The organism is Bradyrhizobium sp. WBAH42, assembly GCF_024585265.1.
Taxonomy (GTDB): Bacteria; Pseudomonadota; Alphaproteobacteria; order Rhizobiales; family Xanthobacteraceae; genus Bradyrhizobium.
In genome coordinates this window covers 4,164,687-4,177,058 of record NZ_CP036533.1, presented here as the reverse complement: position 1 = coordinate 4,177,058, position 12,372 = coordinate 4,164,687, and the positions used below count along the sequence as shown (strand labels likewise).

Here is a 12,372-nt window from a genome sequence, read left to right as displayed (position 1 = left end):
GGACGCCGCATGAACCTCATCAGCCTCGACATCCGCATGCTCCGGTCGCTGATCTCGGTGGTCGAGACCGGCAGCATCACCGAGACCGCGCGCCGGCTGGGCCGCACCCAGCCGGCGATCACGCTGCAATTGCAGCGGCTGGAGGAGCTGACCGGCAAGCAATTGTTCGAGCATGGCGGCCGCAGGCTGACGCTGACCGACGACGGCACCACCGTTCTCACCTACGCCAAGTCCATCCTCAGGTTGCATGACGAGCTGATCTCGCAGCTTGCGTCGCAGGAGATCGAGGGCCAGGTCGTGCTCGGCACGCCCGACCTCTATGCGGCGTTCATGCTGCCGTCGATCCTCAGCGTGTTCCGGAAATCCTTTCCGCGCGTGCAGGTCGAGCTCAACTGCGCGCTGTCGACGCCGCTGGTCGGCCTCGTCAAGCGCGGCGATGTCGACATCGCGCTCGTCACCCGCATGAATGATTTCACCGGCGGCCAGGTGGTGCGGCGCGAGCAATTGGTGTGGATGACCGGCGAACAGTCCGCCGCGCATCAGGAGCGTCCGATTCCGCTGGCGCTCCTGCCGCCCGGCAACATCTATCGCGACTACGCCATCGACACGCTGGAGCGGGCGAATTTGCGCTGGCGCATCGCCTGCGTCAGCGAAAGCGTCGGCGGCCTCCAGGCCGCGGCCTTCGCCGGCATGGCCGTCACCGTGCTCGGCCGCAGCGCGCTGGTGCCGGCGATGCGCGAGATCGGGCCGAACGAAGGCCTGCCTCCGCTGCCGAAGATCGAGCTCTTGCTCTACAAGTCGAGCGGCGCGACCTCGAAAGCAGCGACCGCGCTGCACGATTATCTCGCGCACTATCTGCGGCTCGATGAAGAGCTGAGCGGCCGCGGCGCGCCAATCGAGCTGTCCTAGCGCCGCACCGCCAGCTGCGGCCAGAATTTTGCCCAGGGTTGCGCCGCTTCGAAGGCGGCGGCGATGCGGAAGATGGTGGGCTCGTCGAGCCAGGGCGCGACGATCTGAAGCCCGATCGGCATTCCGTCGCGGTCGAAGCCGCAAGGCAGCGTCGCCGCCGGAAGGCCGGCGAGATTGATCGGCCAGGTGAAGGGCGACCAGCCGAGATGCGGGTCGACCTCGCGGCCGTCGATCTTGCCGACGCCGATCTGGCCGGCCTCGAACGCGGTCACCGCGACGGTCGGCGTCACCAGCGCATCGACGCGCTCGAACAGTTTGACGAAGGCGTTGCGCGCCTGCCCGCGGCGATAGCCTGCTTCGACGTAGTCCGTCCCGCTGTAGCGCCGGCCGACGCCGACGACATCGCGATAGGCCGCCTCGGAGCCGGCGAGATCGGCCGTGGTCTTGCCGGCAACGGCCGCCGCCTGCTCGGTGAAGGCGATCGGCTTGAGCGTATGCTCCAGAATGCCGGGGTCGAGCGTGGGGCCATCCATGGTGACCTGCGCGCCGCAGGAATCGAGAACGGCGAGCGCCTTGCCGAATGCAGCCGTCACGTCAGGACTGACAGCGGCATAACCGAGATCGACGCTGGCGGCGATGCGAATGCCGGTCAGTGCTGCGGCGTCGGTATCGAAGCGGCGGGATGGCACGGGAAGGCTTGCGGCATCGCGCATATCGTAAGCAGCGATGATCTCCAGCGTCAGCGCAGCGTCTGCCACCGTACGCGTAATCGGCCCGGTATGCGCGAGCGAGGCCCAGGACGGCGGCGAGAAGCCGGGCGAGCGCGGGACGAGCCCGAAGGTCGGCTTCAGGCCGAACACGCCACAGAACGACGACGGCACGCGGATCGAGCCGACGCCGTCGGTGCCGATCGCGATCGGGCCGCAGCCGGCCGCAACGCCTGCCGCCGCGCCGCCGCTCGATCCGCCGCTGGTGCGGCCGGGGTTCCAGGGATTACGCGTGGTGCCGGTGACCGGGCTGTCCGCCGTGAGCTTGTAGCCGGACTCGCAGGTCGTGGTCTTGCAGGTGATGATGGCGCCGGACGCTTTCAACGCGGAGACCACGGCGGCATCGACCTCGGGCACGAACGCCTTGTTCATCGGCGAGCCGGCATAGGCCGGTACGCCCGCGACGAAGACGAGATCCTTGATCGTGACGGGCACGCCGGCCAGCGGCCCCATGACTTCGCCCGAGCGCATCTCCTTGGTGAGACGATCAGCCTCTGCCCTCGCCTGCTCGTACATCGGAGTCACGACTGCGTTGCAGGCTTCGTTCGTTACCTCCAGCGCGGCGATGGTGTCGTCGACGACATCGCGCGGCGTGAATGCCTTGCGCCGATAACCGGCTACGATCTCGGTTGCAGAGAGCGCGCCAAGGCCAGTCGGCGCCGGCGGGAAGGCCGTTCGGCCGGAACCATCAGTCATCATGAACCCTAAGAGAGCTAGCTGAGCGCCGCTTCGACGGCGCGTTTGGCCATGACCGTGACGAGATGCGCACGGTAATCGGCTTCGGCATGGATGTCGGAGGTGAGGCCGTCGGTGTCGATCTTGATCGCCGCGATCGCGGACGGATCGAAATGGCTCGACAGCGCCGCCTCCATCGGCGGCACGCGGAACACGCCGGGCCCGGCGCCAGTGACCGCCACACGAACGCCATCGGCAAATTTCGCGACGAACACACCGACCAGCGCGTAACGCGACGCAGGCGCCTTGAACTTCGCGTACCCCGCCTTGACCGGCACGGGAAAGCGGATCGCGGTGATGATCTCTCCAAGCTCGAGCGCGGTCTCGAACAGGCCGAGGAAGAACTTGTCTGCCGCGATTTCGCGCTTGCTCGTGACGATGGTGGCGCCGAAGCCGAGCACGCCCGCGGGATAATCCGCGGCCGGATCGTTGTTTGCGACCGAACCGCCGATGGTGCCGCGACTGCGCACGGCGGGATCGCCGATCATCGAGGCCAGCGCGGCGAGCCCGGGAATCTTGGTCTGCACCAGCTTCGAGGCAGCCACCACCGCATGCGGCGTCATGGCGCCGATGGTGATGGTGGCGCCGTCGTCGGTGATGCCCTTGAGGCTTCCGAGCTTCGACAGATCGACCAGCGCGGCCGGACTGGCCAGCCGCTGCTTCAGTGTCGGGATCAGCGTCATGCCGCCGGCGACGAGCTTGCTGTCCTCGATCAAGGTCAGGAGCTTGGCCGCATCTGGAATCTGGTCCGGCTGGTGATAGGCAAATGGCTTCATTGTTATCCTCCCTATTCCGCGGCGACCGGCAGCGACGCGTTCTGCAGCAGGCGCCAGATCCGGTTCGGCGTCGCCGGCATGTCGACATGGGTGACGCCGAGATGCGATAGCGCATCCACCACCGCATTGATGACGGCGGCGGGCGAGCCGATGGTGCCGACCTCGCCGCAACCTTTCACGCCCATCGGCGTGTGCGTGCAGAGCGTCGAGTGGGTCGCAACCTTCATCATCGGCAGATGATCGGCGCGCGGCATGCAGTAATCCATCAGCGAGCCCGACAGCAGCTGGCCGGAGCCTTCGTCATAGACTGCGTTCTCGAACAGCGCCTGGCCGACGCCCTGCACGATGCCGCCGTGCAGCTGGCCCTCGACGATCATTGGGTTGATGACCGTGCCGACGTCGTCTACCGCCGTATAGTTCACCAAGGTCACCGTGCCCGTCTCTGGATCGACCTCGACCTCGGCGATGTGGCAGCCGCCGGGATAGGTGAAGTTGACGGGGTCGTAATAAGCCTGCTCTTCAAGCCCCGGCTCCAGCACCTCGAGCGGATAATTGTGCGGCACGTAAGCTGCGCCGGCGATCTCCTCGAACGTCTTGATGCGGTCCGTGCCGGCAACGGAAAACTTGCCGGCCTCGAACTGGATATCGGCCTCGGACACTTCGAGCAGATGTGCGGCGATCTTCTTGCCCTTGACGATCACCTTGTCGGTCGCCTTCGACAGCGCGGCGCCGCCGACGACCAGCGAGCGCGAGCCGTAGGTGCCCATGCCGAACTGCACGCGGTCGGTATCGCCGAACACGATGTCGACATTCTCGAAGGCAACGCCGAGCTTGTCCGAGACGATCTGCGCGAAGGTGGTCTCGTGGCCCTGGCCGTGATTGTGGGTACCGATCATCACCGTCACCTGGCCGGTCGGATGCACCCGCACCGTGGCGCTCTCATAAAGGCCGCCGCGCGCCCCTAGCCGTCCTGCGAAGCGCGACGGCGCGAGGCCGCAGGCCTCGACATAGGTGGAGTAGCCGAGCCCGCGGAACTTGCCATTGCTGGCGGACGCCGCCTTGCGCACGCCAAAGTTCTTGACGTCGGCGGCGACCAGCGCGCCGTCGAGACAGCCCATGGGATCGCCGGAATCGTACTGCACCAGCACCGGCGTCTGATAAGGATAGGCCTCCTTCGGGATCATGTTGCGGCGGCGGATCTCGACGCGGTCGATTCCCATCTCGCTGGCGGCGACATCGACGATGCGCTCCAGCACGAAGGTCGCCTCGGGCCGGCCGGCGCCGCGATAGGCGTCGACCGGGACGGTGTTGGTGAAGACCACCTTCACGTTGCAATAGATCGCCGGCGTGGTGTAGACGCCGCTGAGCAGCGGCCCGTAGAGATTGGTCGGGATGTTCGGTCCGAAGGTCGAGAGATAGCCGCCCATATTGGCCAGCGTTTTGACGCGGAAGGCGAGGAATTTTCCGGTCTCGTCGAGCGCGAGCTCGGCCTCGGTGACATGGTCGCGGCCATGGCGATCGGAGACATAGCCTTCCGAGCGACTCGCCACCCATTTCACCGGCCGCCGCACGCGCTTGGCCGCCCAGGTGATCACGGCCTCCTCGCCGTAATGGAACTGCTTGACTCCGAAGCCACCGCCGACATCGGGCGCGACCACGCGCAGCTTATGCTGGGGAATGTTCAGCACCAGCGCACCCATCAGGAAGCGCACGACGTGCGGGAACTGGCTGGTGGTCCACAGCGTGTAGCGATCCGTGCCCGGCTCGTATTCGGCGATGGCCGCGCGCGGCTCCATGGGGTTGCCGATCAGGCGATTGTTGACGAGGCTCAGTCTTGCGACATGCGCCGCCTTCTTGAACGCGGATTCGACCGCGGCCTTGTCGCCGAGCTCCCAGTCGCAGCAGATGTTCTTCGGCACGTCGTCGAACAATTGCGGCGCGTCGGGCCTGATGGCTTCGAGCACGCCGACCACGGAGGGCAGCACCTCGTAGTCGACCTTCAGCAGGTCGGCCGCCGCGTTGGCCTGCTCCGGGGTTTCTGCGATGACGAAAGCCACCATATCGCCGACGAAGCGCACCTTGTCCTGCGCCAGCATCGGGAACGGCGGCTCCTTCATCGGCACGCCCTTGGCGTCGGTGATACCCCAGCCGCAGGGCAACGAGCCCAGCCCATCATCGGCGACATCGTCGCCGGTCAGGACCGCGATGACGCCGGGCGACGCCAGAGCGGCACTCTTGTCGATCCCGCGCAGCACCGCATGGCCGTGCGGCGAGCGCACGAACACGCCGGCGGCCATGCCGGAGCGCTTGATGTCGGAGACGTAATTGCCACGGCCGGTGAGGAAACGTTGGTCCTCTTTCCGCTTTGGCGCTGCACCGATGCCGATCACATTGCCCATGGTCACTCTCCCTTGGCAGCGTGCATGGCGGCAGCGCCGGCCATGACCGAGATGACGATGTTCTGGTAGCCGGTGCAGCGGCAGATATTGCCTTCGAGGCCGTGGCGGACATCGGCCTCCGTCAGGTCCGGCTTTTCGGTGGCAAGCGCGACGGCCGTCATCAGCATGCCCGGTGTGCAGAAGCCGCACTGCAGCCCGTGGTGCTCGCGGAAGGCCTCCTGCATCGGATGCATCTGGTTCGAGCCGGGGGCGCCCGTCAGGCCCTCGATCGTGAGCAAAGTCGCACCGTCGAGCGCGGGCGCGAGCAGCGTGCAGCTCTTCACCGGCAGGCCGTTCAGATGCACGACGCAGGCGCCGCACTGGCTGGTGTCGCAGCCGATATGGGTGCCGGTGAGATGGAGCTGCTCGCGCAGGAGCTCGGCGACGAGTGTTGCCGGCTCGACATCCACGCTTGTTGGCCGTCCGTTGAGGGTGAAGGATATCTGCACGGTCATGCTCCTGTGCGCGACGGGTCTTTAGGCGAGTGGAAGTGCGCTGCCGGTGGCCCATGTGGCCATCACGACATCACCGACGGTGAAGGGATCTGCAAAGAAGGTCTTTTCCGGCACATAGGCAACGAACTCGTCGTCCGGCACGGTGTCGAGCATGACCTTGACGAAATAGCCCTGGTATTCGATCGCGAGCACGCGGCTCGGCAGCGACGTGGTACAGCCCGGCGGCAGCGCCTTGCCGGGCCTCACCAGCGCGACGTCGTCGCGTCGCACGGCGATATCGACCTTGTCGCCGACGCTCACGGTCGGGCGGGCCTGGAGCGGCACCTCGATGCCATCAGGCGCGGCCTGCGCGAGCGTGAAGCTCGCACCGTTCACCTTCTCCACCCTGCCCGACAGCACGTTCTGGCCTCCCATGAACTCGGCGACATAGCGATCGTGCGGATGGGCATAGACCTCGCGCGCCGCCCCCGCCTGCTTGATCCTGCCCTGCTCCATCACCACGACGAGATCCGCAAGGGCGATCGCCTCGAGCTGGGTGTGGGTGACGTGAATGAAGGTGATGCCGAGCTCCCGCTGCATCCGCCTGAGCTCCTGGCGCATCTGGACGCGGAGCTGCTCGTCGAGCGCCGACAGCGGCTCGTCGAGCAAGAGCACGCGCGGCTCGGTGATCGCCGCGCGCGCCAGCGCCACGCGCTGCTGCTGGCCGCCGGACAGCTGGACCGGCAGGCGATCGGCGAAGCTCGTCAGCCGGACCTTTTCGATCATGGCATCCGCCGCGCGCAGACGATCCGCCTTGGACTGGCCGCGCACGCGCAACGCAAAGGCGATGTTCTCTCGAACCGTCAGGTGCGGAAACAGCGCGTAGGACTGGAACATCATCGCGGTGCGGCGCTGCACCGGCGCGAGGCCGACGACGTTCTGCCCGCCGATCACGATCTCGCCCGCCGTCGGGTCCTCATGGCCTGCGATCATGCGCAGGATGGTGGTCTTGCCGCAGCCGGAGGGGCCAATGAAGCAGCAATAGGCACCGTCTGCGATCTTCAGATTGACGCCGTCAACGACGTTGGTGATGCCGTCAAAGCTCTTGCAGACGCCTGCCAGCTCGATATCGCCGCGATCGTTCTTCATTCCCATCCCTTTGCCCGGCTGCCGCGCTTCTTCTGGATCAGCACGATGGTGCCGAGGCTGGCACCGATCACGATGAAGGAGACGACGGTGGTCACGGTGCCCAGCGCATAAAGCGAGGGCGATGTGACGTTCAGCGTCATGCTCCAGATTTCCAGCGGCAGGGTGTTCAGTGAGCCCGCGGTCTGAAGACTGCGGGCGAACTCGTCATAGGACAGCGTGAATCCGAACAGCGCGACCGCGACGAGGCCAGGCGCCAGCACCGGGATCATCACCAGCCAGATCGATTGCCAGCGGCTGGCGCCGAGATCGTAAGCCGCCTCCTCCCACGCATGATTGAAGCGCGACATCACCGCGAACATCACGAGCACGCCGAACGGCAGCGTCCAGGATAGCTGCGCGCCGAGCGCCGAGGTGTACCAACTGGCATTCAGACCGAGCGCCTGGAACAACAGGCCCGTACCGAGGCCGAGCACGAGGCCGGGCGCGACCAGGCTGCCGATCATCATGTAGAAGACGAACGTGTCGCCGCGAAAGCGCTTGCGGAAGCCGAGCCCGGCGAGGAACGACACCACCACCGTGATGACGGTGACGATCACGGCGAGCTTGATGGAGCGGTCGAAGGAGCCCTTGACGTCGCCGGTGCGCACCTGGGTGAAGAGATCGACGAACCAGTGCATCGACTGGCCCTTCATCGGGAAGACGAGGCCGCCGCGGATGTCCTGGAACGACAGGATGTAGATGCAGAACATCGGGCCGTAGAGCGCGAGCACGTAGAACGTGAACAGCGCCGACAGCACATAGAACGTCCAGGGCCGCCCACCCTTGCTCGGCGCGATCGCCTTGCTGGTTGCAGGCGCAACCGTCTCCGGCATGTCGGCGAGAACCGCGCTCATCACGTGATCTCCTGCCTGACGTCGACGGTGCGCAGGATCAGCGAGACGATCGCGACCAGCACAAGCGTCAGCAACACGGCGCTCGCCGCGGCGGTCGGATATTGCAGCACGCCGACGTCCTCGTAGAAGGCGCTGACCACCGAGGCGGAACCGCCGCCGGACATCACCTTGACCACGAAGAAATCGCCCATGACGATCGAGACCACGAAGATGGTGCCGAGCGCGATGCCGCTCTTGGACATCGGCACCACGATCAGGCGCATGATATCGAAACGGCTGGCGCCGGCGTCGATTGCGGCCTCGATCAGCTTCTTGTCGATCCGCGCCATGGAATTGAAGATCGGCACGATCATGAAGATCGTGAGCTGATGGACATAGGCGATGACCACCGCAAGGTCGGAGAACAGCAGCACTTCCAGCGGCTGGCGGATCACGCCCATCGCCAGCAGCGCCTGATTGATCAGGCCTTCCTTGCCGAGCAGCGGGATCCACGAAATCATCCGGATGATGTTCGAGGTCCAGAACGGCACCGTGCAGAGCAGGAACAGGCCGATCGCAAGCAGCTGGTTGCGGACGTGGAAGACCAGGAAATAGGCAACGAGGAAGCCGATGATCAGGGTGAAGATCCAGGTCAGCACCGTGAACTTGATCGTCGCCAGATACAGCTTCAGCGTCAGCGCCGAGTGCAGCACCTCGACATAGCTCGCCAGCGTGAAGCCCGGCGTCAGGCCGCCAAAGCCGTCGGTGGCGAAGAAGCTCGCCGCCAGCACCACCAGGATCGGCGCCGCGAAGAACGGCACGAGCACCAGGACCAGCGGCGAGACGTAGAGCCAGCCGGCCAGATTGGATCGCGATGGAATAGAACTCGGCTGCATGTCAGCGAATGCCTCGACGTCAATCTCATCCGCCGGCGCGTCGCCGCGCCGGCGCCTTTCGTCAGGGAAAGCAGGTTTCAGGCCACCTTGAAGTCGTTCCAGCGCTTGTTCATGTAGGCGGCCTCGTCCATCAGCGTGTTCCAGCAGGAGATGTTCTTGACGCGGTCGAGGAACGAGCCGCCGTCACGCTTGGTGCCGGCCTTCTCCATCGCAACGCCATAGGGATCGTTGACCACCTCCGGCGCGGGCTGGCCCTCGTACCAGAACGCCCATTCCGCGGGGGTGAGGAATTTCTTCGCAGTCGAGGGCACCGGGCTGTAATAGCCGTAGCGTGCGACGAAGCCGCCCTGCCAGCCCGAGAGGTACCAGTTGAGATATTCATAGGCGGCATCGAGCTTCTTGCCCGAGAGATGCTTCATCAGGCCCATGCCGTTGCACCAGCCGCGATAGCCTTCCTTGCCGTTCTTGACGTTGACGGGCGCGTAGACGCAGGGAATTTCCTTGACTCGGACGGCAGCCACCGCCGGCGACCACATCGACTGGATGATGACCTCGCCCGCCGCCATCAGCTGCACCGACTGGTCGAAGGTGGTCCAGGTGGCGCGGAACTGGCCCTGCTTCTTCAGCTCGATCAGCTTGTTGCAGGTGAAGTCGATCTCCTCCTTGGTCATGTTCCCCTTGTTGCCGTACTTGATCAGCCCGGCGCTCTCGAAGCAGAGCGCGGCGTCCATGATGCCGATCGCGGGCACGTCGAGGATCGCAGCCTTGCCCTTGAACTTGGGATCGATCAGGTCCTTCCACTCGGTCACTTCGTGGCCGACGAGATCGGGGCGATAGCCGATGGAATCGGCGTTGTAGACCTGCGGCAGGAAGGTCGCCCATTCGGTGACGCCGTCATTGAGGTCGGTCGCGTCGGGCTTGGCGATGTACATGGCCTCATAGGGCGAGATGCCCTGGCGCGGGATCTTGTGGCCGTCGATCTCGCCCTTGGTGAAGATCGGCAGGATGTTGTCGAACTCCTTGATCTTCTTGACCTCGATGCCCTGGATCACGCCGCGCTTCGCCGCCAGCTTGGCTTGCCAGCCCTCGAGATCGGCGATGTCGACCGTATTAGGCTGGCTTATGAAGCGGTTGATGGAGGCGGAGGTGTCGAGATTCTGCATCGTCACCTTGAAGCCGAGGTCCTTGGCGGCCTGGTCGCCGATCGCCTTCACCACCGAATAGGAGACGCCGACATGGCGCAGCTCGATGTCCTTGATCTCCTGCGCCCAGATGGTCGGGAATCCGCGGATCGCATCCGCTCCCGCGGCCGCGCCTGCAACCGCTGCAGCACCCTTCAACAGCGTGCGGCGGCTCAGCTTTTTTGCTTCCCCCGGCTTCGTTCCGGCATGGCCGGCAGCAGCATTCCCCTTATCCCTGTCAAGCATGGCAACCCTCGTTGGTTACAATGAGCGGCCGCAACGACCTTCAGCGATCCCTGCGGATGTGATCAGTTGCGCTTGAGGCTATGGGCGGGATTTTGCGAAGTAAAATTGGAAGTAAAAATTCGCGACATAAGCGCGACTAATGACTCGACTCACTGCATTTCATCTCGGCACGGCAGCTCAGGAAGGCGGCAGGCGGGTATACCGGGCGCGAGGAATGCAAACTTGGTGATCTCATCGGTTCGGAAAATTGTTCGTCGTCCGACACGCCTTCGCGTTCTCGCGGCGCATTTCGCCCGAGATTTGCTTGATCTCGCCGCCCTCATATCCAAGAGGGCGCAGGGAAGACCGGGTGCCGACTGGCACCCGCGGTCCGCTGCGCTAGAGCACACGCAGGAAGAACCGCGCAGCAGCATACAGGTGTAGCCAAACACTCGGCCTTCCCTGCGCGATGGCCGGACGGCTTATGCCGCGCTCTCCCAGGAGCCGAATTCCTTCTGGCCTCCCTCACCTTCGCGAAAGTCGCTGACACGACGCCGGTTGACGCCAATGTCACGTTCGCCAAGGCTTGACCGTAGCAACGACGGCCAGGACCACACGGTTTTGCCGTACGCACGGCCCGCCATTTCGCCGCAGTATTCCCGAGCCCTGTCGACAAAGCTGGAAACTTACAGACGAGACAAAGCCTAGCAGCGCCGTTCGTCTGCGCGCGGCCGCGGGCTCACCGGGGACTACCCTCCCTGCCCGCACCTCTCGCGCCCGACGCTGCCGCGTCCACCGCAAGCCCGGCTCACGAACATGACGACATCACGATCGCCCCTCTTGGATGAGCCGGGATGAGCGACGCATACGATATTTCCGAATTTCGGTAAAGAAGAATGTTTTTGCCGAGAGGCCTTGACAGGCGAACGAAACAGCAGGGCGCCATCAGCTCGATGTGAGGACACACATCGAGATCAAGCCGCAGCCGCCTGGTACAAGCACTCGCGAAGCCAGGCGTGTCCTTTGTCCTCCTGATTGCGCGGATGCCACAGCGCGACGATGCGAGCGGGCGGCAAATCGAGCGGCGGGGGCGTGAGATCGAGCTCGTGGGCGAAGCGGATCAGGAAGCGCCGCGGCAGAGTGCAGATGCAGTCACTGTGCGCGAGGATAACAGGCGCCAACGCATAGGTCTGGATCGAGACGGCGACACGCCGCGAGCGGCCGAGCGCGGCCAGCGCGTCATCGACGAGGCCCGAGAAGCCACCGCCATCGGCGGAGATCAAGAGATGGTCGAGCGCGCAAAAGCTGTCGAGATCGAGCGGGCCGTTGCCACGGGGATGATCTTTGCGCTGTGCGGACAGGAAGCCGTCCTCGAACAGCGGCCGCTGCATCAGCTCGCCATGTGCGCGGTCGGCTCCCGTCACCAGGATATCGATCTCTCCCCTTTCGAGTTGATCCACGACATCGCGGGCGGGGTGAACGAGAGCAAGCCGCGCCCGCTCCGCCATCGCGGTCAAGCTTGCCACCAAGCCGGGTGCCAGCGTCACGGCCGGGTTCTCGTGGATGGCAACGACGAAGGTGCGCTGGCTCCGGGCGGGGTCGAACACAGCAGGCCCCTCCACCATGCGACGGAGCTTGCCGAGCACGTCGGCAAGCTCGGTCTGGAGCTCCACAGCCCTCGTCGTCGGCACCACGCCGCGCCCGCTCGCCGCGGGGACGAACAGCGGATCGGCAAAGATCTGCCGCAGCCGGTTCAGCCGCGCCGAGAGCGCGGGCTGCCCGATATTGAGCCGGGAGGCCGCGCGCGTCACGTTCCGCTCGCGCAGGAGAGCCTCCAGCGCCAGCAACAGACCGAGGTCGATCTCGGCGAGATCGTTGTCGTCGGCCGGCCGACCCCGGCCGTGTTCCGCATCCTGCATCGGAGCCACCTCCGTCTAGGGCACATCGCGGCTCGAACGGGCCGCGATGCGAGGGTTAAGGCCAAAACGGC

Annotated in this window: 10 protein-coding genes; 1 reads left to right on the top strand and 9 read right to left on the bottom strand. The window is 65.2% G+C overall.

The window, feature by feature from the left end:
• Positions 1-9: 9 nt before the first annotated feature.
• Positions 10-909 (top strand): LysR substrate-binding domain-containing protein, encoded by a 900-nt coding sequence (locus DCG74_RS19325; RefSeq protein WP_025035437.1) that lies wholly within the window; start codon positions 10-12, stop codon positions 907-909.
• Here DCG74_RS19325 and DCG74_RS19320 read toward each other — a convergent pair.
• The 9 genes from DCG74_RS19320 to DCG74_RS19280 all read right to left on the bottom strand — a co-directional run bounded on the left by DCG74_RS19320 (position 906) and on the right by DCG74_RS19280 (position 12,301).
• Positions 906-2,372, bottom strand: a complete 1,467-nt coding sequence (locus DCG74_RS19320; protein ID WP_172784519.1) for an amidase — start codon at positions 2,370-2,372, stop codon at positions 906-908. The two genes, DCG74_RS19325 and DCG74_RS19320, sit on opposite strands and share 4 nt — an antisense overlap.
• A 17-nt stretch (positions 2,373-2,389) precedes the next feature.
• Positions 2,390-3,187 carry a xanthine dehydrogenase family protein subunit M gene (locus DCG74_RS19315; protein ID WP_172784518.1) on the bottom strand — a complete coding sequence of 266 codons (798 nt, stop codon included), beginning with the start codon at positions 3,185-3,187 and terminating at the stop codon, positions 2,390-2,392.
• A gap of 11 nt (positions 3,188-3,198) precedes the next feature.
• Positions 3,199-5,586, bottom strand: a complete 2,388-nt coding sequence (locus DCG74_RS19310; RefSeq protein WP_172784517.1) for a xanthine dehydrogenase family protein molybdopterin-binding subunit — start codon at positions 5,584-5,586, stop codon at positions 3,199-3,201.
• Between the two features lie 2 nt (positions 5,587-5,588).
• A complete protein-coding gene (locus tag DCG74_RS19305; RefSeq protein WP_172784516.1) occupies positions 5,589-6,080 on the bottom strand; it encodes a (2Fe-2S)-binding protein in 492 nt (163 codons plus the stop codon).
• Between the two features lie 21 nt (positions 6,081-6,101).
• Positions 6,102-7,208: an ABC transporter ATP-binding protein gene (locus DCG74_RS19300; RefSeq protein WP_172784515.1), complete on the bottom strand. Its 1,107-nt coding sequence runs from the start codon at positions 7,206-7,208 to the stop codon at positions 6,102-6,104.
• Entirely contained in the window at positions 7,205-8,101 is an 897-nt protein-coding gene (locus tag DCG74_RS19295; RefSeq protein ID WP_172784514.1) for an ABC transporter permease, read from the bottom strand. Before DCG74_RS19295 ends, DCG74_RS19300 begins: the two co-directional genes overlap by 4 nt.
• On the bottom strand, positions 8,101-8,976 hold the full coding sequence (locus tag DCG74_RS19290) for an ABC transporter permease (protein WP_172784513.1): 876 nt from the start codon (positions 8,974-8,976) through the stop codon (positions 8,101-8,103). The genes DCG74_RS19295 and DCG74_RS19290 overlap by 1 nt, the downstream gene beginning before the upstream one ends.
• A 77-nt stretch (positions 8,977-9,053) precedes the next feature.
• Positions 9,054-10,403, bottom strand: a complete 1,350-nt coding sequence (locus DCG74_RS19285) for a PotD/PotF family extracellular solute-binding protein (RefSeq protein ID WP_172784512.1) — start codon at positions 10,401-10,403, stop codon at positions 9,054-9,056.
• Between the two features lie 953 nt (positions 10,404-11,356).
• Positions 11,357-12,301 carry a LysR family transcriptional regulator gene (locus DCG74_RS19280; RefSeq protein WP_172784511.1) on the bottom strand — a complete coding sequence of 315 codons (945 nt, stop codon included), beginning with the start codon at positions 12,299-12,301 and terminating at the stop codon, positions 11,357-11,359.
• Positions 12,302-12,372: the final 71 nt, after the last annotated feature.